This window comes from Nocardia asteroides, from assembly GCF_021183625.1.
GTDB lineage: Bacteria > Actinomycetota > Actinomycetes > Mycobacteriales > Mycobacteriaceae > Nocardia > Nocardia asteroides_A.
Genome location: NZ_CP089214.1, coordinates 2,666,210 through 2,692,519 on the forward strand (window position 1 = coordinate 2,666,210; position 26,310 = coordinate 2,692,519).

At 74.1% G+C, this 26,310-nt stretch carries 17 protein-coding genes and 1 pseudogene; 10 read left to right on the forward strand and 8 right to left on the reverse strand.

The window, feature by feature from the left end; genetic code table 11:
• Nucleotides 1-4: 4 nt before the first annotated feature.
• Nucleotides 5-430, reverse strand: a complete 426-nt coding sequence (locus LTT61_RS12940; RefSeq protein WP_233020179.1) for a hypothetical protein — start codon at nucleotides 428-430, stop codon at nucleotides 5-7.
• Nucleotides 427-3,117, reverse strand: coding sequence for an AAA family ATPase (locus LTT61_RS12945; RefSeq protein ID WP_233020180.1), 2,691 nt, complete (start codon nucleotides 3,115-3,117; stop codon nucleotides 427-429). The genes LTT61_RS12940 and LTT61_RS12945 overlap by 4 nt, the downstream gene beginning before the upstream one ends.
• A 335-nt stretch (nucleotides 3,118-3,452) precedes the next feature.
• Here LTT61_RS12945 and proS point away from each other — a divergent pair, with 335 nt between their 5' ends.
• The 5 genes from proS (at nucleotide 3,453) to LTT61_RS12970 (ending at nucleotide 12,323) form a co-directional block, all read left to right on the forward strand.
• A complete protein-coding gene (gene proS / locus LTT61_RS12950) occupies nucleotides 3,453-4,892 on the forward strand; it encodes a proline--tRNA ligase (RefSeq protein ID WP_233020181.1) in 1,440 nt (479 codons plus the stop codon).
• Between the two features lie 87 nt (nucleotides 4,893-4,979).
• The gene (locus tag LTT61_RS12955; protein WP_233020182.1) at nucleotides 4,980-7,844 is read left to right on the forward strand and encodes an SWIM zinc finger family protein; all 2,865 of its coding nucleotides are present in this window, start codon (nucleotides 4,980-4,982) and stop codon (nucleotides 7,842-7,844) included.
• On the forward strand, nucleotides 7,841-8,941 hold the full coding sequence (locus LTT61_RS12960; RefSeq protein WP_233020183.1) for an ATP-binding protein: 1,101 nt from the start codon (nucleotides 7,841-7,843) through the stop codon (nucleotides 8,939-8,941). Before LTT61_RS12955 ends, LTT61_RS12960 begins: the two co-directional genes overlap by 4 nt.
• Entirely contained in the window at nucleotides 8,938-11,184 is a 2,247-nt protein-coding gene (locus tag LTT61_RS12965; RefSeq protein WP_233020185.1) for a DUF5682 family protein, read from the forward strand. Before LTT61_RS12960 ends, LTT61_RS12965 begins: the two co-directional genes overlap by 4 nt.
• On the forward strand, nucleotides 11,181-12,323 hold the full coding sequence (locus LTT61_RS12970) for a VWA domain-containing protein (RefSeq protein ID WP_233020186.1): 1,143 nt from the start codon (nucleotides 11,181-11,183) through the stop codon (nucleotides 12,321-12,323). Before LTT61_RS12965 ends, LTT61_RS12970 begins: the two co-directional genes overlap by 4 nt.
• A 64-nt stretch (nucleotides 12,324-12,387) precedes the next feature.
• Here the strand turns inward: LTT61_RS12970 and LTT61_RS12975 are convergent, their stop codons facing one another.
• Both LTT61_RS12975 and LTT61_RS12980 read right to left on the reverse strand, forming a co-directional pair.
• Nucleotides 12,388-14,919: an ABC transporter permease gene (locus LTT61_RS12975; RefSeq protein ID WP_233020187.1), complete on the reverse strand. Its 2,532-nt coding sequence runs from the start codon at nucleotides 14,917-14,919 to the stop codon at nucleotides 12,388-12,390.
• Complete coding sequence (locus tag LTT61_RS12980; RefSeq protein ID WP_233020188.1) at nucleotides 14,919-15,692, reverse strand: ABC transporter ATP-binding protein; 774 nt, start codon at nucleotides 15,690-15,692, stop codon at nucleotides 14,919-14,921. The genes LTT61_RS12975 and LTT61_RS12980 overlap by 1 nt, the downstream gene beginning before the upstream one ends.
• Before the next feature lie 103 nt (nucleotides 15,693-15,795).
• Between LTT61_RS12980 and LTT61_RS12985 the strand changes: the two genes are divergently transcribed.
• Nucleotides 15,796-16,224: a DUF1877 family protein gene (locus LTT61_RS12985; RefSeq protein WP_233020189.1), complete on the forward strand. Its 429-nt coding sequence runs from the start codon at nucleotides 15,796-15,798 to the stop codon at nucleotides 16,222-16,224.
• Nucleotides 16,225-16,331: 107 nt separating this feature from the next.
• Here LTT61_RS12985 and LTT61_RS12990 read toward each other — a convergent pair whose 3' ends face one another.
• The 3 genes and pseudogenes from LTT61_RS12990 to LTT61_RS13000 form a co-directional block, all read right to left on the reverse strand.
• Entirely contained in the window at nucleotides 16,332-17,255 is a 924-nt protein-coding gene (locus tag LTT61_RS12990) for a hydroxymethylglutaryl-CoA lyase (protein ID WP_233020191.1), read from the reverse strand.
• Nucleotides 17,256-17,401: 146 nt separating this feature from the next.
• A pseudogene (locus LTT61_RS12995) lies at nucleotides 17,402-18,589 on the reverse strand (CaiB/BaiF CoA transferase family protein); the annotation flags it as partial.
• Complete coding sequence (locus LTT61_RS13000) at nucleotides 18,586-19,356, reverse strand: deoxyribonuclease IV (RefSeq protein ID WP_233020194.1); 771 nt, start codon at nucleotides 19,354-19,356, stop codon at nucleotides 18,586-18,588. The pseudogene LTT61_RS12995 and the gene LTT61_RS13000, both read right to left, overlap by 4 nt.
• 118 nt (nucleotides 19,357-19,474) lie before the next feature.
• On the opposite strand from LTT61_RS13000, the gene LTT61_RS13005 reads away from it, so the two are divergent.
• The 3 genes from LTT61_RS13005 (at nucleotide 19,475) to LTT61_RS13015 (ending at nucleotide 25,096) form a co-directional block, all read left to right on the forward strand.
• On the forward strand, nucleotides 19,475-21,157 hold the full coding sequence (locus LTT61_RS13005; protein WP_332909243.1) for a serine/threonine-protein kinase: 1,683 nt from the start codon (nucleotides 19,475-19,477) through the stop codon (nucleotides 21,155-21,157).
• Between the two features lie 170 nt (nucleotides 21,158-21,327).
• Nucleotides 21,328-23,070 (forward strand): serine/threonine-protein kinase, encoded by a 1,743-nt coding sequence (locus LTT61_RS13010; RefSeq protein WP_233020195.1) that lies wholly within the window; start codon nucleotides 21,328-21,330, stop codon nucleotides 23,068-23,070.
• 4 nt (nucleotides 23,071-23,074) lie between these two features.
• Nucleotides 23,075-25,096 (forward strand): serine/threonine-protein kinase, encoded by a 2,022-nt coding sequence (locus LTT61_RS13015; protein ID WP_233020196.1) that lies wholly within the window; start codon nucleotides 23,075-23,077, stop codon nucleotides 25,094-25,096.
• A 30-nt stretch (nucleotides 25,097-25,126) separates the two neighbouring features.
• Here LTT61_RS13015 and LTT61_RS13020 read toward each other — a convergent pair whose 3' ends face one another.
• Entirely contained in the window at nucleotides 25,127-25,507 is a 381-nt protein-coding gene (locus LTT61_RS13020; protein WP_233020197.1) for a hypothetical protein, read from the reverse strand.
• A gap of 303 nt (nucleotides 25,508-25,810) precedes the next feature.
• Here LTT61_RS13020 and LTT61_RS13025 point away from each other — a divergent pair, with 303 nt between their 5' ends.
• Complete coding sequence (locus LTT61_RS13025; RefSeq protein WP_233020198.1) at nucleotides 25,811-26,290, forward strand: hypothetical protein; 480 nt, start codon at nucleotides 25,811-25,813, stop codon at nucleotides 26,288-26,290.
• The last annotated feature ends 20 nt before the right edge of the window (nucleotides 26,291-26,310 follow it).

Below are 26,310 nucleotides of genomic sequence, written 5' to 3' on the forward strand. Positions count from 1 at the left end.
CGGTTCAGGTCAGGGCCGCGAGGGCGTCGGCGAACTCCTCCGCCTGCTCGCGCCAGCGGCGCAGCTCGGTGACCGAGGGGGCCAGCTCGTAGTCGTGGTGGTGCGCGGCGCGGGAGAGCGCGGTCCAGACCGCGGCGATCCGGGCGGCGAGCTCGGACCCCGCGTGCAGCCGGAGCGCAAGCAGCTGCGCGCGCATGGGGCAGCGGGCGAGCGCGGGCTCGCGGCGCGCCCACAGCTCGTCCACCGCCTGCTCGACGGCGAGCCGCAGGATCCACGAGGTGGCGCGGGACCAGACGCCGCCCGCGTCCGTCACGGTGCCCGCGAGCAGGTGGTCGGCGGCCTCGAAGCGGTCCGCGATCGTCGGCCGCGCGGCGCCGCGCTCCCGATTCCGCGCGCGCTGCCGGTTGCGGCGAACGGGATCGCCGGTCATCGGGCCCGCGGCGGGCTCGGCCTTCGCCTCGGCGCGCCGTTGTCACCGCGCTCCCCCGCGTCCGACCGGCCCTGCTGCCCACCGGCGCGGCCGCCCCGATCGCCCGCAGCGCCACCGTTCTTTTCCGCGCTCGGACGCCGGTCCTGCCGCTGCCGGCCACCGGGCGGTTCGGGCTGCACGCTCCCCGCGCGACCGCGGGTCCGGGCCTCCGCACGCTGCCCGCCGCCGTTCGACGCCGCGGCCCGGCGGCCGGGCGGGCGGTCGGCGCTGCCGTCGAGGTCGGCGGCGAGCCGGGCGATGAGCCGCTCGGTGTCGGCGATCAGCGCCCGCATCCCGCGGTCGATCGGGACGTGCGCGCCCGCGGTGGCGTCGCGCAGCACGTCGACCGCCCAGCCGCCCTCGGTGGCGGCCAGGTGCGCGTTCAGGTCGTCGACCTTGCCATCCACCCCCATGACGGCGAGCGCGACCATGGCCCGCGTTGTCTGCGCCGCCGAGACCCGGCGCTCCACCTCGGCATGGCCCATCCCACCGGCGAGCAGCGTGCGCCGTGCCCGCGCCAGCCCGGCCGCCTCCAGCGCGGAGCGGCAGCAGGTCGCCACCAGCTCGGTGGCGATCGCGGGCGGCAGCTGCCTGGTGTGCATGAGCGAGCGGGCGTCGGCGAGGTAGCGGCGCACCGGATCGCTCACCGTGCGCACCTCGACCACCGAGCGCTCCCGGCGCTGCACCTCGAGCACCCTGGCGTCCAGCTGCATCCGCCGCACCGCCTCGGCCAGCCGCTCGTCGTGTGTGAAGACGACCACCTGCCTGCTCCGCGCGACCTCGGCGAGCACCGTGGCCAGCCCGTCCACCTTGGCCGGGTCCATGGCCTGCACCGGATCGTCGATCAGCACGAAGCGGAACGGGCTGCGCTCGGCGGTGGCCCGCGGCAGGAAGAGCGAGAGCCCGAGCGCGTGCAGCTCGCCCTGGCTCATGACGCCGAGCGCGGCGCCGTCCACCTCGTCCACGGTGACGTCGAGCAGCACCCGGCGCGCGGTTCCCGCGCTGCCCTGCAGCCGGACCGCGCCCAGCTCGACGTTGCTCTGCTGGCGCAGCGTCTGCCAGACCCAGCGCGCCGTCTCCTGCAGCGGCGCCATCCGCTCGTCACGCAGGATGCCCGCCGCCGCCTTGAGCCACTCCTCGGCGCGCTTGACCGTGCGCAGCTCGGCGGAGTCCGCCTCGACCAGCCTGGCGCCGGTGATCCAGGCGGTGAGCCGGGGCACCAGCGGCGCCCACACCTCGTCCAGCCGCTCCAGCTCGGTGCGGGTGCCGCGGCGCACGTGCTCCAGCTCGTCCACCAGCCGGGTGTAGGCGGTGCGCACCCGCTCCGGCAGCGCCGGGTCGTCGTCCGCGCCGTCGTCGAAGCGCAGCGCGGCCCAGCGGGTCCACGCCCTGGCGACCGCGGCGGTGTCGACCGGGCGGCGGCCGGGCGCGACCAGCTCGTCCGGTACCGGCTGCGGCAGGCTGCGCAGCGCCGCGGCGGCCCGGCGCAGCTCGGCGCGGGCCTCGGCGAGCCCGGCCACCCTGGCCGCGAGCTCGCCGACGGCGATGTCGGTGGCGGCGCGCCAGGCGGCGTCCAGCTGCCCGGCGCCGCAGAGCGGGCAGACACAGTCCGCGTCGCCCGCGTGCGAGCGCGCCCGGCGCAGCAGCTCCAGGGTGCGCAGGTCGGCCTCGGCGTTCCCGGTGGCGTACCGCGCGACCTCGGCGCCCGCCCGCTCCAGCCGCTGCACCGCCGCGCGCACCACCACCGGGGCGGGCACCGCGAGCCGGACCAGCCCGCGCAGCCCGGCCACGTCGGCGGTGTCGTCGGCGCCGGTCAGCGCCGCCTCCACCGCGGCGACCTCCGGGTCGGGGGTGCGCAGCAGCGCGGCGAGCTCGACGGCCCTGGTATCGGCGGTGCGCTCCAGCGCGCCCGCGAGCTCGGTGCGCAGCGCCCGCGAGGCCCGCGCCGCGCGCTCCAGCGTCAGCCTGCGGGCGCGGATGCGCTCCTGCGCGGCGGTCAGCTCGTCCAGCCCGAGCAGCCGGTGCAGCGCGTCGAAGAGGTCGCTCGGCCTGCCGTCGATGAGCGAGCCGAGCTCGCTGTAGGAGAGGAACGGGCGGTGCAGCGCGAGCAGCGCCGACCAGGTCTCGACATCGAACGGCGCGGGATCGGCGGCGCCGCGCTGCTCGGTCCACTCCGGCGCGGTGAGCTCGGCCTCGGCGGGCCATGCGGCGCGCACCAGGATCTCGGCCGGGCTGCCCGCGGTGAGCAGGTCGAGCGCGATCCGGGTCTCGCCGGGGGCGTGCAGGTTGCGCCAGCCCTCGCGCCAGGCCGCGGAGCGCCCCTCCCAGCGCCGGTTGGCGCCGGTCAGCGCGAGCTCGGCGGCCTCGGCGAAGCTCGACTTGCCGCTGCCGTTGCGCCCGACCACCAGCGTCAGCCCCGGGCCGGGCGAGAGCCGGAGCACGCTCTCCGGGCCGATCCCGCGGAAGCCGCGAACGGCGATGCCGCGCAGGTAGATTCCGTCGTGCCGGGGAGCTCCCGCCGCCGCGGCGGGCTGGTCGATGTCGTCGAGCGCGGTCCGGACGACGGCGACGACCTCGGGGTCGGCAGCGGGCCCGTCCTCCAGCAGGCGCGCGAGCGACCCCGTGGCGTCGTCCGTCTCGGTCCGCATCCCCGTCCCCTCCCGCACGACCGGAATCGTGCCGAACGCTACCCGATGCGGGGAGCGGCGATACGCGGGGACGAACCCGCCCGCGCGGAGCTGGAGTTGGCCATCGAACGACGCGACCGCGCTCGATGTCCACCCCTCGCCAGCCCCGGCGGGCAGCTCGATGTGTCCGCACCCGGGCCGAGAGATACCGGGTGGTCCGGCACAGCCGAACAGGTCAGAATGCCAGAGCGGCCGTCCGGATGCAAGATCACCGATCGCCGCCGAAACCCGCTCGTGCGCAGCCCTTTTCGGTAGCCGCGCGGCGGCGCCCGCCGCGGGCGCTAGTCTGTGCGTCCATGGCACGGGATGAGCGTGGTGTGACCGCACAGAGTGTGGACTTCGCGGCCTGGTACAACGAGGTGGTCTTCAAGGCCGCACTCGTCGACCGCGGCCCGGCTCGGGGCACCATGGTCATCCGACCGTACGGCTACCGCCTCTGGGAGCGGCTCCAGGAGGAGCTGGACCGCCGGATCAAGGACACCGGCCACGAGAACGCCTACTTCCCGCTGTTCATCCCGGAGAGCTTCCTCGCCCGCGAGGCCGAGCACGTCGACGGCTTCGCGCCGGAGCTTGCGGTGGTCACGCACGCGGGCGGCAAGGAGCTGGAGGAGCGGCTGGTGGTCCGGCCGACCTCGGAGACCATCGTCGGCGAGATGATGGCCAAGTGGATCACCTCGCACCGCGATCTGCCGCTGCTGCTGAACCAGTGGTCGAACGTGGTGCGCTGGGAGCTGCGGCCCCGGATGTTCCTGCGCACCACGGAGTTCCTCTGGCAGGAGGGGCACACCGCGCACGTCGACGAGGCCGACGCCAGGCGCGAGACGCTGCTCGCCTTCGGGCTGTATCAGGAGGTGGCGCGCGATCTCGCCGCCATGCCGGTGATCGCGGGCGAGAAGACCGCGGGTGAGCGCTTCGCGGGCGCGGTGGCCACCTACACCATCGAGGGCATGATGCGCGACGGCCGCGCACTGCAGGCGGGCACCTCGCACTACATGGGCACCAACTTCGCCTCGGCCTTCGGCATCCGCTACACCGGCGACGCGGGCCGGGAAGAGCTGTGCCACACCACCTCCTGGGGCATGAGCACCCGGATGATCGGCGGCATCGTGATGACGCACGGCGACGACAGGGGGTTGGTGCTTCCGCCCCGGCTGGCGCCGTACCAGGTGGTCGTCGTGCCGATCACGCGCGGCGGCGACACCGCCGTCGAGCAGGCGGCCGATGAACTGGCGGTCCGGCTGCGGGCCGCGGGCATCCGCACCCACGTGGACGCGCGGCCGCAGCTCAGCCCCGGTTTCAAGTACAACGAGTGGGAGCTGCGCGGCGTCCCGATCCGGCTGGAGCTCGGCCCGCGCGATCTGGCATCGGGCAGCGCCGTGCTGGTGGAGCGGCTCGGCGACCGGGGCAAGCGCGCGGTGCCGCTCGACGCGCTGCCCGCGGTGCTGCCCGGCGTGCTGGACGAGTTCCAGGAGTTCCTGCTGGCGCGGGCCACCGCCTTCCGGGACGAGCACACCCACGTGGCGGGCGGCTGGGCCGATTTCACCGCGGCGGTCGGCACCGGCTGGGCGCTCGCGCTGCACTGCGGCACGTCCGCCTGCGAGGACGAGATCAAGGCGCTGACCGCCGCGACCCCGCGCTGTATCCCGCTCGACGGCGAGCCCGCGAGCGGGGTCTGCGTGCGCTGCGGGGCGCCGTCGGCGTACGGCAAACGGGTGATCTTCGGCCGCGCGTACTGAGCTCCGCAGCCTGTCGGTGCCCTGGTATAGAACTGCTTCCGACGACGCGATCGGCACCAGCCGGTCGGCCGGATCGGGGGGATACCGATGAGCACGATCACGGGAGGCAGCCGCGTGGGCACGACGCCCTGGAGCGAGGAGCAGGTCGCCGCGGCGGCGCCGGACCAGAGCTCGCTCGCCGCCGCGCGGAAGCTGGCAGGCAGGCTCGGCGACACCGTCGCGCAGGGCAGCGCGCTGGCAGGCACCTGCGCGGGGAGCGGGCGCACGCCGTACCGGGTCGTCGTCGATCTCGCCGGTCCGGCCTTCCGCTGCTCCTGCCCCAGCCGCAAGTTCCCCTGCAAGCACGCGCTGGCGCTGCTGCTGGCCTGGTCCGCCGGTGCGGTCCCGGCCGGCGGCGAGCTGCCGCCCTTCGCGGCCGAGTGGCTGGCAGGTCGCGCCGCGCGGGCGACGGCGGCGCCCGCGCGCCCGGCCGATCCGGAGGGCACCGAGCAGCGCCGCGCGCGGGTGGCCGCCGGGCTGGCCGAGCTGGAGGTCTGGCTCGCCGACCAGGTGCGCACCGGGCTGGCCAGGGCCGATCGGGTGCGCGGCTTCGAGGCCATCGCGGCCCGCATGGTGGACGCGCAGGCGCCCGCGGTGGCGTCCGCGCTGCGCAGGCTGCCCGCCGTCGCCGCAGGCCGCTCGGACTGGCCCCGGCTGGTGCTGCGTGAGTACGCCCGGCTGCACCTGCTCGCCACCGCGCACCGCGGGCTCGCGGAGCTGCCCGAGCCGCTCGCCGCGGCGGTCAGGGCGCACATCGGCTACCCGATGGCCGCCGAGCTGGTGCGCTCCGGCCCCGCGGTGCGCGACGACTGGATGGTGCTCGGCACCCGCTCGTTCGAGGAGGAGCGGCTGCACACCCGGCGAACCTGGTTGCGCGGCAGGCACTCCGGGCGCTGGGCCATGCTGGTCGAGCACAACTTCGGCGGCCGGGTACTCGCGAGCGCGGCGCCGCGGCTCGGCGCCATGGCCGACGCGAGCCTGCACTACTACCCCGGCGCGGGAAACCTCAGGGTGCAGTGGGGCGCCAGGCACGGCGCCGACACCCCGGTCACCTCGCTGCCGCTGCCCGACGGCGCAGGCCGGATCGACGCGGCGCTGCGCGCGCACGCGGCGGCGCTGGCCGACGACCCGTGGCTGCGGGCACAGCCCGTGCTGCTCACCGAGGTGGTCCCGGTGCCGGGGGAGACCGGCTGGTGGCTGGCCGAGCCGGACGGCGCCGCGCTGCCGATCGCGCCGGGCGAGCAGCCGTGGCGGCTGCTCGCGATCTCCGGCGGGCACCCGGTCGCCGTGGTCGGCGACTTGACCGCGGAGGGGCTGGTCCCGGTCGCGGTCTTCGCGGCGGGCGAGCTGCACCGGGCCGAGGAGCCGCTCGGCCCGGCGGTGCCGTCGCCGGAGCCGCCGCAGCCGGCGCCGGAGACGGCCGAGCTGGTCTCGGTGGCGCTGCTCGGCACCGCCCAGCGCAGGCTCGACGCCGGGCGGCTGCCCGCCCCGGTGGCCGGTGCTGTCGGGCGGATCGATGATCCGGCCGCCGCGCTGCTCGCGGCGGCCGCGCTGCAGGACCTGCTCGACCGCGGCGGCGTAAGGGCGGGGAGTGCCGCGCTGCCGGTACCGGCCGCGGATGACGAGCGCCCGCTGCTCCCCCGCGCGGCCGCGGAGCGGCTGGCGAAGCTGCTCGGGAGCCGCTCCCCCTTCCTGCCGGAGTGGTTCGCGGCGGCGGCGCCGCACGGCTTCCGCGCGCCGGACGCGCTCGGGGTCCAGCTGCTCGAGTACGCCCGCACGCTGCCCGAGTACCGCGGCCCGCTGCTCCGGCTGGCCGGGCCGCGCGGCCGCTGGCTGGCGGCGGCGCACCCGGCCTGGAACGACTTCCGCACCTCGTCGGCCGAGGTCGCCGAGGTCTGGGCCTACGGGAAGCCGGCGGCGCGGCGGAACCTGCTGCGCGAGCTGCGCCGGGACGACCCGGTGCGGGCGCGCGAGCTGCTCGCGAGCACCTGGGCCACCGAGTCGGGGGCGCAGGCCGCCGAGCTGCTCGCGGTGCTCGGCGACGGGCTCGACCCGGCCGACGAGGGGCTGCTGGAGACGGCGCTGGCCGGGCGCCGCGGTGACGTCCGGCGAACCGCCGCCGCCCTGCTGGCCCGGCTGCCCGGCTCGGCCTTCACCGAGCGCATGCGGCAGCGTGCCGAGCTGTGGCTGCCGGTCCGCGGCGGCGCGCGGCTGGAACCGGCGCTGCCGGCGGAGCTCCCGCCGGACGCCGAGCGGGACGGCCTCGCCGAGAGCGGCGCCGAGTTCGGCTACCGCTGGTCAGGCGGCCCGGACGACACCGCCGCGCTGCTGCGCAGGCTGGTCGCGGCCACCCCGCTCGCACACTGGGAGAAGGCGTTCGGCTCGCCGGTGCTGGCCGTCGCCACCGTGCTGGACGACCGGCTCCGCAGGCCGCTCTTCGACGGCTGGATGGACGCCGCGCTCGCCGCGGGCGACGGCACGTGGGCCGCGGCGCTCTTCGACGCCGGGGTGCCGACCGACCAGGCGCTGCTGCGCAGGCGCGAACTCTTCGCGCTGCTCCCCGCGCCGGAGCGGGTCACCCGGCTGCTCCGGCTCGACGGCGCCTGGCTCTCCGAGCTGGAGGCGCTGCTGCCCGCCATCGAGCACCCGTGGCCGGAGCAGGTGGCGCACCACGTCCTGCTGCTGCTGCACGAGCGGGCCAGGACGGCCGCCCGCAGACCGGGCGCCTCCGGCGCCATGCCGACCGCGCACCGCTCGCTGCTCGCCGTCGCCGCCGCCCACCTGCCACCCGATGCCGCCCCGGTGGTCGCCGCCACCGCGCACCGCTGTACCGACGCGGCCTGGGGCGATGCCTTCCAGCGGCTCGCCCGCGACCTGACCATCCGCTCGACCATGCTCGAGGAGCTGCAATGACCGCACCGACGACCGACACCGGCCTGCTCCGCCCGCACGCCGAACAGGCCTACGCGGCCGAGCTGGCCGCGCTGGCCGCGGCCGACGACCGCCCGCGCCCGCCGTCCTGGGAGCTCTCGCCCCGGGCCGTCGTCACCTACCTGCTCGGCGGCGTGCTGCCGGACGGCACCGCGATCGTCCCGAAGTACATCGGCCCCCGCCGCCTGCTCGAGGTCGCGGTCTCGACGCTCGCCACCGACCGCGCGCTGCTCCTGCTCGGCGTGCCGGGCACCGCCAAGACGTGGGTCTCCGAGCATCTCGCCGCCGCCGTCTCCGGCGACTCAACGCTGCTGGTGCAGGGCACCTCGGGCACCGCGGAGGAGGCCATCCGGTACGGCTGGAACTACGCCAGGCTGCTGGCCGAGGGGCCGAGCGAGGCCGCGCTGGTGCCGTCGCCGGTGATGACCGCCATGCGCACCGGGAAGATCGCCAGGATCGAGGAGCTCACCCGCATCCCGTCGGATGTGCAGGACGCGCTGATCACGGTGCTCTCCGAGAAGACGCTTCCGGTGCCCGAGCTGGGCAGCGAGGTGCAGGCGGCCAAGGGCTTCACGGTGATCGCCACCGCCAACGACCGGGATCGCGGCGTCAACGACCTCTCCTCCGCGCTGCGCCGCCGGTTCAACACGGTCGTGCTCCCGCTGCCCGCGGGCGAGGACGAGGAGGTCGCCATCGTGACCAGGCGGGTCGCCGAGCTCGGCGCGGCGCTGGAGCTGCCGCCGGTGCCCGCGGCGGCCGAGGAGATCCGCCGGGTGGTCCGGGTGTTCCGGGAGCTGCGCGCCGGGGTGACCGCGGACGGCCGGACCAAGCTCAAGTCGCCGTCCGGGACGCTCTCCACCGCCGAGGCGATCTCGGTGATCACCAACGGCATCGCGCTCTCCGCGCACTTCGGCGACGGGGTGCTGCGCGCCTCCGACATCGCGGGCGCGGTGCTCGGCTCGGTGATCAAGGATCCGGTGGCGGACTCGGTGGTGTGGACCGAGTACCTGGAGGCCGTGGTGCGGGAGCGGCCGGAGTGGGCCGACTTCTACCGTGCCTGCCGCGAGGTGTCCGGGTGAGCACCGCCGTGACCCGGGTGTTCGGCATCCGGCACCACGGGCCCGGCTCCGCGCGCTCGCTGCGCGCGGCGCTGGCCGAGTTCCGGCCGGACATCATCCTGATCGAGGGGCCCGCCGACGCCGATCCGCTGGTCGGCTACGTCGGCGCCGATGGCATGGCGCCGCCGGTGGCGCTGCTCGCCTACGTGCCTGGCGAGCCGGCTCGCGCCGCCTTCTGGCCCTTCGCCTCCTTCTCCCCCGAGTGGCAGGCGCTGCGGTACGGCGCCGAGCACGGCGTCCCGGTCCGCTTCTGCGACCTGCCCTCCAGCCACGTGCTCGCGGCCCGCGAGCACGAACCCGCCGAACACCGCGACCCGCTCGCCGAACTCGCCGCAGCCGCCGGCTACGACGACGCCGAGCGCTGGTGGGACGCGGTCGTCGAGTCCGCCGCCGACTCCGGCGCCTTCGACGCCATCGCCGAAGCCATGCGCGCCCTCCGCGAACCCGCCACGTCGCAAGGAGAACCGGGCGAGAGCGCAGCGCAACACGGCGACGCCCCGACCCTGCGCCGCGAGGCGTACATGCGCCAGACCATGCGCAAGGCCCTGCGCGAAGGCGCCGAACGCCTCGCGGTGGTCTGCGGCGCCTGGCACGCCCCCGCCCTCGACGGCCCGCTCGGCCCGGCCGCCCCGGACACCCGCCTGCTCACCGGCCTGCCGAAGGTCAAGACCGCGAGCACCTGGGTGCCGTGGACACACTCCCGGCTCGCCACCGCCTCCGGCTACGGCGCGGGCATCACCTCGCCCGGTTGGTACCACCACCTCTTCACCGAGACCGAGCAGCCGGTGGTGCGCTGGCTGACCCGGGTGGCGAATGTGCTGCGCGCACACGACCTCCCGGTCTCCAGCGCGCACGTGATCGAGGCGACCCGGCTCGCCGAGACCCTCGCCGCGCTCCGCGCCCGCCCGCTGGCCGGGCTCTCCGAGGTCACCGAGGCGGTGCGCGCGGTGATGTGCGGCGGCGAGGAGACCCTGGTCCGGCTGATCGCCGAGGAGCTGGTCATCGGCGAGGCGCTCGGCGCCGTCCCCGCGGACACCCCGACGGTCCCGCTCGCCGCCGACCTCACCGCCACCGCCCGCTCGCTCCGGCTCAAGCAGGAGCCGAGCGCCCGCAGCCTCGACCTCGACCTGCGCAAGGAGCGCGAACTGCGCCGCTCGCACCTGCTGCACCGGCTCCGCGTGCTCGGCGTCGAGTGGGGCGTGCCCGCGCAGAGCCAGGTCCGCGGCACCGGCACCTTCCGGGAGACCTGGACCCTGTGCTGGGAGCCGGAGTACGCGCTCGCGGTGATCGAGGCCTCGCGCTGGGGCACCACCCTGCGCACGGCCGCCGAGGCCAGGATTTTGGACCACGTCGCCGACGCCGACATCACCCTCGCCGACCTGGCCACCGCGCTCGACACCGCGCTGCTCGCCGACCTCGGCGCCGCCACCGACGGGCTGATCGCCCGGCTCGACGAGGTCGCCGCGCTCGACCACGACGTCACGCACCTGCTCGGCGTGCTGCCCGGGCTGCTGCGCACCCGGCGCTACGGCGACGTCCGCGGCACCGACGTCAGCGCGCTCGGCCGGGTGGCGGACGGCCTGCTGGTCCGGATCTGCGCCGGGCTGCCCGGCGCCGTCACCGGGCTGGACACCGAGGCCGCCGAGAACCTGCGCGACCAGATCGACGCCGCCAACGCCGCGCTGCGCACCGGCACCGACGGCATCGAGCAGTGGCAGGCCGCGCTGCGCGTGGTCGCCGACCGGGACGACGTGCACGGCGCGCTGGCGGGCCGCGCGGTCCGGTTGCTCGCCGATGTCGGCGAGATCGACGACGCCGAGTCCGCCCTGCGGCTCGGCGCCGCGCTCTCGGTGGGGCGCACCGCGCAGGCCAAGGCGGCCTGGATCGACGGCTTCCTCGGCGGGCGCGGGCTGCTGCTCGTGCACGACCGCGAGCTGCTCCGCCTGGTCGACGAGTGGGTCCGCGGCCTCGGCGACGACCAGTTCACCGAGGTACTTCCGCTACTCCGCCGCACCTTCGGCGCCTTCGAGCAGCCCGAGCGGCGCGCCATCGGCCGCGCGATCCGCGGCGGCGCCCGCGCCGAAAGCGTGCGCGGCGCCATCGATCTCGAACGCGGTGAGCTCGCGCTGCGCGCCGCCCTCACCATCCTCGCGGCGGCCCCGCGCCCCGCGGACGCCGCCGAACCCGCAGGAGCCATCCCATGACCGACGACGCGCACGCCCGCCGCTGGCGGCTCCTGCTCGGCGCCGCCGCCGAATCCGAGCTCGGCTCGCCGGGCGGGCAGCACGAGCAGGCCATGGACCGCGCCCTCGGCGCGCTCTACGACTCGGGCGACCCCTCCGGCCCGCGCTCCGGCGGGCTCGGCGCCTCGGCGCCGCGGGTCGCCCGCTGGCTCGGCGACATCCGCACCTACTTCCCGACCAGCGTGGTCGAGATCATGCAGCGGGACGCCGTCGAGCGCCTCGACCTCACCCAGCTGCTGCTGGAGCCGGAGCTGCTCGAGGCGGTGGAGCCGGACGTGCACCTGGTCGGGACGCTGCTCGGTCTCAACGGCGTGATCCCGGAGACCACCCGCGCCACCGCGCGCACCGTGGTCGCCGCGGTGGTGAAGCAGATCGAGGAGCGGATCGCGGCGAAGACCGTCGCCGCCGTCTCCGGCGCGCTGAACCGGGCCGCGCGGATCGCCCGGCCCAGGCACCGCGACATCGACTGGGACCGCACCATCCGGGCCAACCTCGCGCACTACCTGCCCGAGCACCGGACGGTGGTGCCGCAGCGGCTGATCGGCTACGGCAGGCGCAGCCAGGCGGTGCACCGCGAGGTGGTGCTCGCCATCGACCAATCCGGCTCGATGGCGGCCAGCGTGGTGTACGCCTCGGTCTTCGGCGCGGTGCTCGCCTCCATGCGCTCGCTGCGCACCTCGCTGGTGGTGTTCGACACCGAGGTGGTGGATCTGACCGAGCACCTGGACGACCCGGTCGACGTGCTGTTCGGCACCCAGCTCGGCGGCGGCACCGACATCAACCGGGCCATCGCGTACAGCCAGTCGCTGATCACCAAGCCGACCGACACGCTCTTCGTGCTGATCTCCGACCTCTACGAGGGCGGGGTGCGCGAGGAGATGCTGCGCCGGGTCCGGTCCATGACCGAGGCCGGGATCCAGGTGCTGGTGCTGCTCGCGCTCTCCGACGAGGGCGCGCCCTCCTACGACCACGACAACGCCGCCGCGCTCGCGGCGCTCGGCGTCCCCGCCTTCGCCTGCACCCCCGACCACTTCCCCGACCTGCTCGCCGACGCACTCGACCGCAGGGACATCAGCCGCTGGGCGGGCGCAGCGCGCTGAGCGGGGCGGCGCGGGCCGGAAGCCCGCGCCGCCCCGGCGTCACACGTCGGCGATCGCCGCGGCGTCACATGTCGGCGATCGCCGCCAGCGGCGGCGTGCGCGCCGCCCGCACCGCGGGCCAGAGCGCGGCCAGCACCCCGACCACGGCCGATCCGACCAGCACCAGCACCAGCTGGCCCCACGGGATCGCGATCTGATCGAGCCCGTAATCGCGGAGCGTGCGCAGGAACCCGATGCCGAGCCCGAGCCCGAGCAGCAGCCCGACCACCGCGCCGAAGATGGCGATCAGCATGGATTCCAGGTAGATGGTGCGGCGCACCTGCGGCCGGAGCATGCCGACCGCGCGCAGCATGCCGATCTCCCTGCGCCGCTCGACCACCGAGAGCGCGAGCGTGTTGACGATGCCGAGCACCGCGATCACCACGGCGAGCGCGAGCAGGCCGTAGAGGATGGCGAGCAGGGTGTCGATCTGCCTGCCCTGCTCCCCCTTGAATTCCTCGCGGTTCATCACCTGCACCACAACGAACTGCTCGGTGGCGCGCTCCAGGTCGGCGCGGAGCGCGGCCGGATCGGTGCCGGGCTTCGCCTGCACGAGGAGCACCACGTTGGCCCGGAAGGCGACCGGCGTTGTCCGCTCGTAGAGCTGCGGCGAGAGAATCACCTCGCCGAGCAGCGGGCTGTTCCGGTAGACGCCCTGCACGGTGACCGGCAGCGCCGTCCCGTCCAGCCCGTTGATGGTGACCTCCTGGCCCGGGCTCCAGCCGCGCTCCTTCCGCTCCTTCTCGGAGACCAGGATGTCGCGCTCGCCGAGCGTGTTCGTGCCCGCCGTCAGGTTGACCCGCATGACCCGGTCGAACGGCCCCTCCGGCGCGGAGCCGGGCACCTGGTCGCCGTCGATCCGCACCACCGCGCCGCGGAACCCGACCACCTGCTCGGCGCTGGGCACCCCGTCGCGCACCGCGGCGGTGGCACCGAGCGGCACCCCGATCTGCGGCGGCCCGGCCAGCACGAAGTCGGCGGTCACGTCCTTGTCCACCAAGCCGCCGATGCTGGCCTTGGCCGAGGCGCCGAGCATGCCGATCGCGGTGACCAGCATGAGCCCGAGGGTGAGCGCGAAGGCCGTCGCCGCGGTCCGGCGCGGATTGCGCCGCGCGTTGTTCCGCGCCATGGCGCCGACCGCGCCGAACGGGCGCATGAGCACGCCGAGCGCGCCGACCACCGGCCGGGAGAGCGCGGGCGAGGCCAGCAGCACCGCGAGGATCAGCGCCAGCGCGCCCGCCCCGACCGTCGATGCCGCGGTGCCGCCGGTGTACTGGGCGCCGCCCACCACCAGCGCCACCCCGGCGACGGCGAGCAACCCACCGGCGATGGTCCGGTTGCGCAGCGAATCGCCCGAGGTGGCGAACTCGGCGCGCATGGCCTCCACCGGCGGCACCTTCGCCGCCCGCCGGGCGGGGGCGTAGGCGCTGATCACCGTGACCGCGAGCCCGAGCGCGAGCCCGATCAGCACGGTCCGCGGCTGCAGCGTGAGCGTCCCGGTCGGCAGCCCGACGTCGAAGGCATTGAGCAGCGCGGAGAGCCCGTACGCCAGCCCGACCCCGCCCGCCAGCCCGAGCACGCTGCCGAGCACGCCGATCACCAGCGCCTCGGCCACCACCGAGCGCCCGACCTGCCCGCTGCTGGCTCCCACCGCGCGCAGCAGCGCCAGCTCGCGCAGCCGCTGCGCCACGATCATGGAGAAGGTGTTGTAGATGATGAAGGTGCCGACGATCAGCGCGATCGCGCCGAAGGCGAGCAGGAAGTAGTTGAGGAAGTTGAGCGCCTCGGAGACCTGCGCCTTCATGTCCTCGCGCACCTGGTCGCCGTTCTGCACCTTGTACTCGCCGCCGTACTCCAGCGCGAGCCGGTCGCGCAGGTCGTCGGCGGGCACCCCGGCCGCGGCGATGTCGACGTAGGCGACGTGCGTGCCGTCGGTGAACAGCTGCTTCGCCTGCTCCTCCGGGAACTGCAGCGCGACCAGCCCGCCGGTGCCGCCCGGCAGCTCGTAGACGCCGCTCAGCGTGGCCTCGATCGGCTCGCCGCGGGAGGGGATCAGCACCTTGGTGCGGTCGCCGACCTGGAGCCCGGCCCGCTCGGCGCCGCCGGTGTTGATCGCGAACTGGCCCGGCTGCGTCGGCGGCCCGCCCCGGGTGAAGGTCAGCGGCTCGGCCACCGCGCGCTCGGGCGGCAGGTAGGACTCGCCGAAGCTGGGGGCGCCGCCGGTCTGCACGGCGGTCTTGCCCGCCGGGTCGAGCAGCACGACCGGGCCGTTCACGCCGGGCGCGACCGCGCGCACGTCCGGACGGGCGGCGATCTTGTCCACCACGGTCTGCGGCAACCCGACGGACTGCTGGTTCTTCGGGCTCACCCGCACGTCGACGCCCTTGGCCTGGCTGGCGAAGATACCGTCGAAGGTGCGCTGCAGGGTGTCGGTGAAGACGAAGGAGCCGGCGATGAACGCCGTGCCGAGCACCACCGAGAGCAGCGTGAGCGCGAGCCGCACCTTGTGCGCGGCGAGATTGCGCAAGGCGACCTTGCGCATGGGACTGCCGGCCATCAGTTCTCCAGCGCCTTCATCCGGTCCAGCACCGAGTCGGCGGTGGGGTCGCGGAGCTCGTCCACGATCCGGCCGTCGGCCAGGAAGATCACCCGGTCGGCGTAGGAGGCGGCGCGCGGGTCGTGCGTGACGATCACGACCGTCTGGCCGAAGTCGTCGACGGCGGCGCGCAGGATGGAGAGCACCTCGCCGGAGGAGCGGGAGTCCAGGTTGCCGGTGGGCTCGTCGCCGAAGATGATGTCCGGTTTGCCCGCCAGCGCCCTGGCGCAGGCCACCCGCTGCTGCTGCCCGCCGGAGAGTTCGCTGGGGCGGTGCTCCAGCCGGTCCTCGAGGCCGAGCCTGCCGAGCACCGTCTCCAGCCAGCCGCGGTCGACCTCGCGGCCCGCGATGTCGAGCGGCAGCGTGATGTTCTCCAGCGCGGTCAGCGTCGGGACCAGGTTGAACGCCTGGAAGACGAAGCCGATGCGGTCGCGGCGGAGCTTGGTCATCTCGGCGTCGGAGAGGTCGGTCAGGTCGGTGTCACCGATCCGGACCGCGCCGGAGCTGGCCGAATCCAGCCCGGCGAGGCAGTGCATGAGCGTGGACTTGCCGGAGCCGGACGGCCCCATGATGGCGGTGAACTCACCCCTGGCGAAATCCGCGGACACCTCGTCGAGCGCGGTGACCCTGGTGTCTCCGGCGCCGTAGACCTTGCTCAGGTCAACGGCGCGGGCCGCGACGGAGGTCGCGGTGCCCGGCTCGGTCGGTTCGGCGCTCACGGCGTGCGATGTCATGGCAACCAGTGTTCCCGCGTTCGGGCGCGCACGCCATCGGGGGATCCCCGGAGCGGAGGGACCACCTCCGGGTGTATGCCCCGCGCCGGTATCGTCCGCCCGGATGGGTACGAGGATGGCGTTCGCCGCGGCGACGAGCATGGAGCTGGATCACGGGGTGGCCGACCCCGAGTGGTTGCGCGGCTCGGTGCGCGTCGGCTGTGACCTCGGAGCCCGCTGGGTCGCCGTGCAGTATCTGCTGGACGCGGCCGGGGTGCCGGTGGACCTGCGGGTGGACGGCGATCCGCTGGACGCCGGGCAGACGCTCGCCGCCTGGTACCCCGAGCTGGTCGCCGAGGCCGCTGCCGCGCTGTCCCCGAGAAGCCCGGAAGCGCTGGCCGGCCTGCACGACCCGGCCCGCATGGCGGACGAGGGGATCGATCCCGCCGATTCCGCCGCTCTCCTGGCCTCCCTCCGCGCGCTGACCCGGTTCTTCACCGAGGTCGCCGACCGCGGCGCGGGTGCGGTGATGCTGCTCCGCGCCGACGATTGAGGCGCGGCCGCCCGGGACACCACCGCCCCGCACTCCGCGCCCTGCGAGCGGAGTCGGCGGGGTGGCCGCGCGGGCAGGCGCTAAACGCGGTCGGTCGCGAGCCCCGGTCAGCCCGGGACGGGTGCCGCCCAGGGGAAGGCGGTGGTGGTGGAGCGGGCGCCGGTGACCGTGCGGGAGCGGTTCGGCTCGCCGAGTTCGGTGAGCAGGCCGTCGGTGAGATCGGCCAGCCCGGCCAGGGTGGCGGGGGTGAACCAGGACGGGCGGGTGGCGAAGAGGATGTCCTCGGTGGCGGTGTTGCCGCCCGCGCCGGGGGCGAACGGGCAGCCGCCGAGGCCGCCGAGCGCGCCGTCGACGACGGTGGCGCCCGCTTCGATCGCGGCCAGGGTGTTCGCGACGCCCATCCCCCAGGTGTCGTGGCCGTGGAAGACGATGCGGCGGTGCGGGGTGTGCTCGCGGACCGCCCCGACCAGGGTGGCGACCTCGGCCGGGCCCGCCTGGCCGAGGGTGTCGGCGAGGACGATGTCGGCGGCGCCGTCGGTGCGCGGGTCGGTGGCGATGGCGAGGACTCGGGCCGGGTCGACCGGGCCGGTGAACGGGCAGGTGAAGCTGGTCGCCAGGGTGAGCTGGAGGTCGCCGCCCGCCTGTTCGGCGAGGTGGACGGCGTCCGGCATGGCGGCGATGCTGGCCTCGGTGTCGCGGCCGATGTTCGCGCGGTTGTGTTCGTCGGTGACGGAGAAGCAGTACTGGAAGTGGGTGATTCCCGCTTCGGCTGCCTTTTCCACGTGGCGGGGGGTCGCTACCCAGACCCAGCAGTGGGTGCGTTCCTCCGGGGTCAGTTCGGCTATCAGTTCCAGGGTGTTCGCCATGGGTGGGACCAGGTCGCCCCTGGCGAGGGAGCCTATTTCCAGGGCTGGAACGCCGAGGGCGAGGAGTTTTCTGGCGATCTCCAGTTTTCGTTCGACGTCGAGGAGTTTGCCGGTGAGCTGGAGGCCGTCTCTGAGGGTGACGTCTCTCAGGATGATGTCGTTCATAGGCGCGGCTCCGTCGGGGTGACTCTCGCGTCGCCTGCGGCGGCTCGACTCGTCTTGCCCGAGGCAAGGGTGGAATCGGCGGTTTCGCCCGGGGCGGGGTTGGAACCGGCGGTTTCGCGCGGGGCGGAAAAGCCTGCGGCTTCGGCGATCTCGGCGGGGGTGAGGCCGAGGGCGGTGAGGATCTCGTTGGTGTGTTCGCCCAGGTCGGGGCCAACGTTGCGGATGGGGAGGGACTTCTCGCCGATGACCGGGACGATGCCGGGGAAACCGACCTGCTTGGGTTCGGGTTCGCCGACGTCGACGGGGAAGTGCTGGATCATGTCGCGGGCCAGGTACTGCTCGTCGGTGACGATGTCGGCGGCGGTGTAGATGGGGCCGCAGGGAATGCCTGCCTCCTCGAGGACGGCGAGCGCGGCGGGGCGGGTGCGCTGGACGGTCCATTCGCCGATCGCGGCGTCCAGCCGCTCGCGGTGCAGCCAGCGGCCCGCGTTGTCCTCGAGCTCCGGGTCGGCGGCGAGGTCGGGGCGCTCGATGACCTTCATGTAGCGCTGGAAGATGGCGTCGCCGTTGCCGCCGATGATGATGCTGGTGCCGTCGGCGCACGGGTAGGCGTTGCTCGGCGCGATGCCCTCCATCCGCCCGCCGACCCGCTGCCGGTTGATGCCGTAGGCCAGGTAGTCCGGCACCAGCGACTCCATCACCGAGAGAATGGCCTCGTTCAGCGCCACGTCGATGATCCGCTGCTCGAGCGGCACCGCACCGCTCGCGCGCTCCCGCTGGAACAGCGCCATGACGGTGCCGAAGGCGGCGTAGATCCCGGCGATCGAATCCCCGATCGAGACCCCGACCCGCACCGGCGGCCGATCCGGGTCACCGACCAGCTCACGCAGCCCGCCCACCGCCTCCGCGACCGCGGCGAAGCCGGGCCGCGCGGCGAGCGGCCCGGTCTGCCCGTAGGCGGAGATGCGGGTGACCACCAGCTCCGGGTTGGCCGCGTTCAGCTCCTCGGGCCCGAGCCCCCACTTCTCCAGCATGCCGGGGCGGAAGTTCTCCAGCAGCACGTCGCACTCGCGGACCAGGGCGAGCACGGTGCGCCTGCCCGCCTCGGTGCGCAGGTCGAGCGTGATCGACTTCTTGTTCCGGTTCACCGTGCGGTAGAGCATCGAGGTGGTGCCGCCGTAGAGCCGCCAGTTGCGCAGCTCGTCACCGGCGCCGGGGCGCTCGACCTTGATCACCTCGGCGCCGAAGTCGCCGAGGATCCGGGCCGCCGTCGGCGCCGCGATGTAGTTGCCGAGTTCCAGTACCCGCACCCCGTCGAGCGGCCGGATGCTCATCCCACGTGCTCGCGCAGGTAGGCCAGATCCTCGGCGAGACCGTCGCCCGGCGTCTCCAGCACCACCGGCGCGCCTGCGGTGCGGCACACCTCGGCGAGCAGCTCCGGGTCGATGGTGCCGTCGGCGAAGTTGGCGTGCCGGTCGGCGCCGGAGTCGAATTCGTCCCTGGAGGAGTTCAGGTGCACCAGGTCGATCCGGCCGGTGATGGCCTTGATCCGGTCGACGACGCCGACCAGCTCCTCGCCGCCGGCCCAGGCGTGGCAGGTGTCGAGGCAGAAGCCGGCGCCGAACTCGCCGACCGCGTCCCAGAGCCGGGCGATGGAGTCGAAGTGCCTGGCCATGGCGTGGTTGCCGCCCGCGGTGTTCTCGATCAGGATCGGCACCGCGAAGCCGCCCTTCGCCTCCTGGCGTTCGAAGAGCTTGCGCCAATTGGTGATACCGGCGTCGATCTCGGCGTCGGAGCGCACGTGCCCGCCGTGCACCACGAGCCCGAAGGCGCCGAGCTCGGCGGCGGCCTTCGCCTGCTGCGCCACCGCGTTGCGCGACGGCATGCGCAGCCGGTTGTTCAGGCTCGCGACGTTGATCTGGTATGACGAGTGCACGACGACATCGATCGGACTGGCCCTGATCTCCTCGGCGCGCGGGTGCGGCTGCGGCTTGTCCCAGCTCTGCGGATCGATGACGAAAAGCTGAATGACCTCGGCGCCGAGCTTCTCACCGAAGCCGATCGGATCGCTGTCCAGGCGAACGTGTGCTCCAATGCGCATAGGACTCACCCTAACGATCGGCACCGACACGCGGGGCCGCCGAGAGCGATGTTGCGCGCCGGGGCCACCCGGAGATAGATCGGTAGGAGCAGGCGCGCGACCCGGAGAGGGGGGTGGAGTGACGGAAGTGCTGCAGAAGGGCGACACCTTCGCCGGCTACACCGTGCGGCGGGTGCTCGGGTTCGGCGGAATGGGCACGGTCTATCTCGCCAGGCATCCGCGGCTGCCCCGGCTCACCGCGCTCAAACTGCTCGGTCGCGACCTGTACTCGGACACCGAGATCCGCAAGCGCTTCGAGCGCGAGGCGGATCTGGTCGCGCAGCTGGACCACCCCAACATCGTCACGGTGTACGACCGCGGCGCCGAGGACGATCAGCTCTGGATCTCCATGCAGTTCGTCGCGGGCGCCGACGCCTCCTGCGTCGACGTCGGGGTGCTTCCCCCGGCGCGGGCGGTGCGGATCATCGCCGACACCGCGGCCGCGCTGGACTTCGCGCACGTCAACGGGGTGCTGCACCGGGATGTGAAGCCGGCGAACATCCTGCTCGCCAAGGCGCCGATCGGGCAGCCGGAGCGGGTGCTGCTCACCGACTTCGGCATCGCCAGCGTGCGCGACGCCGACACCACGCTCGGCTCGGCCGGGTCGATCACCGCCACCCTGGCCTACGCCGCGCCGGAGCACCTCGTCGGGGATTCGCTCGACCACAGGGGGGATCAGTACTCGCTGGCCTGCACGCTGTTCTGGATGCTGACCGGCTCCGCGCCGTACCCGGGGGCGAATCCGGCCGCAGTGATCAACGGGCACCTCAACCTGCCGGTGCCGTCGGCGCGCACCGCGCGGCCCGACCTCCCGCCCGCCTTCGACGCGGTCGTCATGCGGGCGCTGGCGAAGGATCCGGCCGAGCGGTTCGACACCTGCGCGGCGTTCGCGGCGGCGGCGAAGGCGGCGCTGGACGGGGCGCGCAGCGGGCCGCACCGGTCGGTGCAGCCGCAGGGCGGGCAGCCGACCGGCTATCCGGGTGCGCCGCCCTACCCGGCGGGTCAGCCGTACCCCACCGCGCAGCCGTACCCCACCGCGCAGCCGTACCCCACCGCACAGCCGCGCCCCGGCGCGCAGCCCTACTCGACCGGTCAGCCCTATCCGACCGGTCAGCCCTATCCGACCGGACAGCCCTATCCGACCGGACAGCCGCGGCCGCACCCGCAGGGGCCGTACCCGACCGCGCAGCCGCGCCCGCCCTATCCGCAGTACCCGGCGCCGCCGCGCCCCTACTCGAACCCGCCCCGGCCGCACCCCAACGCGCGGCCCCAGCAGGGTCCACCGCCCTACCCCGGGCAGTCCTGGGGGCAGCCCGCCCGGCCGCCGTCCGGCCCGAACCAGCACCCCGGGCCGAACCACGGTGCGCAGCCCCCCTCCGGCGCACCCGTGTCCAGGCCACCGGCCGGGAACCCCGGCTCCGGTACGCACGCGCGCCCGCAACCCCCCGGCCCCAACCCCGGTGGCGGCTTCGGCGTGAACCTCCGCCCCGGCGCACCGGGCAACCAGCCACCCTCCGGCACACACGCCACCCCGAACCAGGGGCAACGCTCCGGCGCGCACCCGGTTGCCGGCCGTACGCCGAACCCCGGCGCGCACGAACCGGTACGCCCGGAGGACCCCACCGTCATCCCGGCTCCACCCCCGCCCGCAGGCCCGGCGCCGCGGCGGCGCGGGCGACCCGCGGCGATCGATCCGCCCGGCGGCCGGGTGCGCCCCGGCGGGGCCGAAAAGGGCGGCGAAACCCCCGCGGGGGAGGGCTGAGATGCACCCCGGATCCCGCGCCCGGCACGCCTCGGCGGAGGCCGGGCACCCGCCCGACTACTGCTATGGTTTCGATGTTTCCGCGCACGGGCCTGGCCTGATCGCGCGTTCTCGTGCTGTACGCCTGTGCGCCGGTGGGTCCCGGTCCGCGGCGGGAGATGGAGCGGACAATGCTGGCCAACGGTGAGGTGTTCGCCGGCTACGTCATCGAACGGCAGCTCGGCCGCGGTGGCATGGGCTCGGTCTACCTGGCGAAGCATCCGCGGCTGCCGCGGATGACCGCGCTGAAGTTGCTGAACCGCGAGATGTTCTTCGACAAGGAGGTGCGGGCGCGGTTCGAGCGGGAGGCGGACCTGGTCGCCCGGCTGGACCACCCGAACATCGTCACGGTGTACGACCGCGGCATCGAGGAAGAACAGCTGTGGATCTCGATGCAGTACGTCGACGGCATCGACGCGGCCTCGGTGGAGCCGCAGACGCTGCCCCCCGAGCGCGCGGTGCAGATCATCAAGGAGACCGCCGACGCGCTGGACTACGCGCACGGCATGGGCGTGCTGCACCGCGACGTGAAGCCGGCCAACATCCTGCTCGCCCGCTCCACCGCGGGCCGCGGCGAGCGGGTGTATCTGACCGACTTCGGCATCGCCCGGCTGCGGGACGACACCGGCCACCTCACCCAGACCGGCACCTTCACCGCCACCCTCGCCTACGCCTCCCCGGAGCAGCTCACCGGCGCCACCCTCGACCACCGCTCGGACCAGTACTCGCTGGCCTGCACGCTGTTCTGGCTCTTCACCGGTAGCGGGCCGTTCGCGGCCACCAATCCGGCGCAGGTGATCCAGGGCCACCTGCAGTCCGCGCCGCCCGCGCTGAGCAGCGCCCGCCCCGGGCTCTCCTACGCGCTGGACGGCGTGCTGGCCAAGGCGATGGCGAAGCGCCCGGACGACCGCTTCGAGTCCTGCTCCGCCTTCGCCGCCGCCGCGCAGCACGCGCTGAGCAACCCGAGCACGCCGTCGCTGCCGCTGGTGGGCGGGCCGGTGCCGCACCCGCAGAGCACCGGGCCGCGCCCGGTCACCGGGAACCAGATGAGCGGCGCCCCGATGACCGGCGCGCCGTACCCCACCCAGCACAACCCGTACGCCAGTGGCGCCGCCCCGCTCACCGCGGGCCCGGCCATGGCGCCGCCGCTCACCGCGCAGAACCCGCAGCAGAGCAACCCCTACACCCACCAGCAGGCGGTCGGCTACAACCCGGTCCCGCCGCCGCCGAACAACTATCCCCCGTACGGCCCGGCGCAGCAGCAGCAGCCGCCGCGGAAGAACAACACCACGCTGATCGTCGGCATCATCGTCGGCGTCGTCGTGCTGCTCGCCGCGGTGATCGGGATCGGTGTGGTGGCGAGCCAGAACTCCGCAGGCAACGGCGGCACCACGACGACCACCGCCGCTTCGGGCCCGAAGATCACGCCGTCCGCGGACGCGATCAGCAAGGAGTTCCCGCGCATGGTGCCGGCCTCCAGCGACGAGGAGACCGGGTACAACAACGCGACCTGCTGGGAGACCGACACCAGCTACACCCCGAGCCCGAACGACGGCGACCCGGAGTTCGGCTCGTGGGCCTGGCAGTGGCGCTGCTACGGCGGTGGCGACAGCGACGATCCGTTCTACCGGATCTACGCCTACAACTCGGCCGCCGACGTGCAGTCGGTGGTGGCCGGGCTGCCCGCGAACACCAAGTCGACCGATACCAACGGCGGCAAGCAGTACACGAACTACAAGTACAGCGACAATGGGAACAAGATCATCACGGTGTTCAGCGGCGATCCGGACCGCAGCCAGTTCCTCATGTTCACCGACGGGTACGGCACACCGGAGGAAGTGCTCAGCTGGTGGCGTTCGGCGCCGTTGAACTGATGTCATGCTGAGAACCGGCGAGGTATTCGCCGGGTACACCATCGAACGTCTGCTCGGCCGGGGCGGAATGGGTTCGGTGTACCTGGCCAGGCACCCCAGGCTGCCCCGGCTGACCGCGATGAAGCTGCTGAACCGGGAGCTCTTCGCGGACGCGGAGATCAGGGCCCGCTTCGAGCGCGAGGCCGATCTGGTCGCCCGGCTCGACCATCCGGGGATCGTGCCGGTGTACGACCGCGGGGTCGAGGACGAGCAGCTCTGGATCTCCATGCGCTACGTCGACGGCATGGACGCGGCGTCGCTGGAGCTCGGGTCGCTGCCGCCAGCGCGGGCGGTGCGGATCGTCGCGGAGACGGCGGCGGCGCTGGACTACGCGCACGGCAAGGGTGTGCTGCACCGGGACGTCAAGCCGGCGAACATCATGATCGAGCGGGTGAGCGACGGCGCCGAGGAGCGGATCTTCCTCACCGACTTCGGGATCGCCAGGCTGCGCGACGACACCGGGCACCTGACCAGGACCGGCACCTTCACCGCCACGCTCGCCTACGCCTCGCCGGAGCAGCTCTCCGGCGCGTCCCTCGACTACCGCTCGGACCAGTACTCGCTCGCCGTGACGCTGTTCCGGCTGCTCACCGGTACGGTGCCGTTCGAGGCGAGCAATCCCGTCGCGGTGATCCACGGGCATCTCAACGACGCGCCGCCGCTGGTGAGCAGGGTGCGCCCCGGGCTGCCCGCGGCGCTGGACGCCGTGCTGCTGCGGGCCATGGCGAAGCACCCCGGTGATCGCTTCGCGAGCTGCGCCGAGTTCGCGGCGGCCGCGCGGCACGCACTCGCCGGGGTCGCGAGCGGGCCGCACGCCGTTCCGGGGTCCGGTGCGACGCCGTCGGCGGCAACGGGATTCCCCGGCGTTCCGCCCGGGGCCGGGTACGGGTCGAGCGGGCCCGGGATGCCCGCAGGCGGGTACGGCACCCCCGCGAGCGGGTACGAGGTGGCGGGCGGGTCCGGCTACGGCACCCCCGCGGGCGGGTACGGATCCGGCACTCCCGCGACCGGGTACGGACCCGGCACCCCCGCGAGCGGGTACGAACACGGCACTCCCGCGACCGGGTACGGACCCGGCACCCCCGCGAGCGGGTACGGAGCAGCCGGTTCCGGCTACGGCACGCCCGCGGGCGGGTACGGCACGCCCGGCGGCCCGTCCGCTCCGGGCCACCCGATGCACGCGGGCCCGTATTCCGCACCGGGCCACCCGAGTCGGCACAGCCCGACGAACTACGCCGGGCACGGCGCCGCCCTCCACAACGGCGGCCGGGGCGGCAAACCGCCGGGCCGCTACCGCGGGCTCGCGGGCGCGGGCGTCGGCGCCCTGCTCGCGGCCGCGCTGATCGCCGGCATCGCCTTCGTCGGCGCGGACCGCGGCTCGGACGGCCCCGCCGCCGCCCCGACCCGCACCGCCCTGCCGACCACCACCGACGAAGAGCCGCAGGACATCGCGGACGAGACCACCACCCGCAGGCCGACGACCACGACGACGGCCGCGAGCGACGAGCAGGCGATGATCGATGGCCTCGCCGCACTGCACGCCGGCTTCCCCCGCATGGTCCCGGACGCCGACTCCGACGACATCGTCTTCAGCGACCCCGGCTGGAACGGCGCGACCTGCTTCGGCAAGGACCGCGCGGACGGCTCGGGGCTGGACGCGACCGGGCCGGATTTCGGTGCGTGGACCGCCGTCTGGTACTGCTTCGGCGGCCAGAACAAGGCCAGCTACGAGTTCTACGCCTACGCCGACCCGGCGGCGGCCGCCGCGGCGGTGGCGGCGCTGCCCACCGGCACCAGGCAGAGCGACACCAATGACGGGCGGTCCTACAGCAATATCGTGCTGGAGGGCTTCTCGTCGCTGCGGCCGCGCATGGTCACGGAGTTCTCCGATGATTCCGAGCGCTCGCGGTTCGTGCTGCACAGCATCGGATTCATCGCCACGCGTACGGAATTCATGAACTGGTGGAGCACCGCGCCATTGCGGTGAACCGTCCTTTCCGGACGGTAGTTCCGATCGTCAGAAATCCGGTTCCCGGACGACGCTGTCCGAGCGCAGTTTCAGCAGGATCAGCCCGGCCGTGCAGGCCAGGATGAGGCCGGCCACGGTGATCTCGACATGCAGTCCAGCGATGCCGAGTACCGCACCGACGAGGCCACCGACGAAGAACAGCCAGCCGAGGCCACGCGCGAGCGTGGTGGCAGGGGTGCGTTCGCGGGGGGCCGTCGCGTAGGGCGGCACCGATTCCCCGGTGCCCGTGCCGTCCGGATCGGCGGCTGCCGATTCGGTCGCGATGGATGTGGATTCGCCGGCGGCGGAGTCCGGTACCGCGGATATCGCGGTGACCGATTCGGCGCCGTTGGACGAGGCATCCAGCGGAATGGCCGAGTAAGCTCCCATCATCTACTCCTCGTTGACGCCGATCAGAGAACAATCCGACGCCGGAAGTCGCTGTGCGCGACGACCGTTCACGTCTCTCATGTGGTTACAGGCGTCTCACGCGTAACTTCGATCACGCTACGACCACACTCGGCTGTTCTACTACGACACGTGCCCTCGACACGCCTCCGATACCATTTCGATATCTGAAATGCTAGCGTTTAGTTTTGTGTTTCTGTCCCGGGGGTGCCGCCGCTCACCTGGCTCCGCCCACCGGCCTCGTTTAGGGTGAGGCCATCCGATCCAGCTACAGGAGCGTCACCGATGGAGAGCAGCAGAGCCAGGATCGCCGGTCCCGCGGTCGCGGCAGGCGCGGTCTCGGTCGGGCTGGTGCTGATCGGCATGTTCGGCATCGAGCGCGAGGACACCTACGTCGCCCCGCCGCCGCTGAAGTCGGATCCGTACGCGGGCGCGCCGATGCGCGACGACGGCGGCGAGACCGGCAGCGGCGTCCCGCGAATCACCATCCCGCCCTCGCCGAGCTGGCAGATCGCCCCCGCCGGGCCGCCGCGCCGCCCGGCCGGGTACACCCTCGTCGTCGACCCGTCGGCCGACCCGTCCGATGACCCGTCGGCCACCGAGTCCGCCACCAGGACCCGGACCCCGACCACCCGCCCCCGCGAGGCCGAGCCGACCACCACGCGCACCCGCACGCTCACCCTGGAGCCGAGCACACCGGCCGGCGAGGAGCCGTCCTCGGAGCTCGTCGAGGACGAGCCGTACGGCACCGAGAGCACGGAGTGATCAACGCCACGTGACGGCAG

Coding starts and splice junctions, on each gene's coding strand:
- LTT61_RS13025 (WP_233020198.1), top strand. CDS start 25,811: ATGGAGAGCAGCAGAGCCAGGATCGCCGGTCCCGCGGTCGCGGCAGGC.
- LTT61_RS12940 (WP_233020179.1), bottom strand. CDS start 430: ATGACCGGCGATCCCGTTCGCCGCAACCGGCAGCGCGCGCGGAATCGG.
- LTT61_RS12960 (WP_233020183.1), top strand. CDS start 7,841: ATGACCGCACCGACGACCGACACCGGCCTGCTCCGCCCGCACGCCGAA.
- LTT61_RS12955 (WP_233020182.1), top strand. CDS start 4,980: ATGAGCACGATCACGGGAGGCAGCCGCGTGGGCACGACGCCCTGGAGC.
- LTT61_RS13000 (WP_233020194.1), bottom strand. CDS start 19,356: ATGCGCATTGGAGCACACGTTCGCCTGGACAGCGATCCGATCGGCTTC.
- LTT61_RS12970 (WP_233020186.1), top strand. CDS start 11,181: ATGACCGACGACGCGCACGCCCGCCGCTGGCGGCTCCTGCTCGGCGCC.
- LTT61_RS12975 (WP_233020187.1), bottom strand. CDS start 14,919: ATGGCCGGCAGTCCCATGCGCAAGGTCGCCTTGCGCAATCTCGCCGCG.
- LTT61_RS13010 (WP_233020195.1), top strand. CDS start 21,328: ATGCTGGCCAACGGTGAGGTGTTCGCCGGCTACGTCATCGAACGGCAG.
- LTT61_RS13015 (WP_233020196.1), top strand. CDS start 23,075: ATGCTGAGAACCGGCGAGGTATTCGCCGGGTACACCATCGAACGTCTG.
- proS (WP_233020181.1), top strand. CDS start 3,453: ATGGCACGGGATGAGCGTGGTGTGACCGCACAGAGTGTGGACTTCGCG.
- LTT61_RS12980 (WP_233020188.1), bottom strand. CDS start 15,692: ATGACATCGCACGCCGTGAGCGCCGAACCGACCGAGCCGGGCACCGCG.
- LTT61_RS12945 (WP_233020180.1), bottom strand. CDS start 3,117: ATGCGGACCGAGACGGACGACGCCACGGGGTCGCTCGCGCGCCTGCTG.
- LTT61_RS12990 (WP_233020191.1), bottom strand. CDS start 17,255: ATGAACGACATCATCCTGAGAGACGTCACCCTCAGAGACGGCCTCCAG.
- LTT61_RS13020 (WP_233020197.1), bottom strand. CDS start 25,507: ATGGGAGCTTACTCGGCCATTCCGCTGGATGCCTCGTCCAACGGCGCC.
- LTT61_RS12985 (WP_233020189.1), top strand. CDS start 15,796: ATGGGTACGAGGATGGCGTTCGCCGCGGCGACGAGCATGGAGCTGGAT.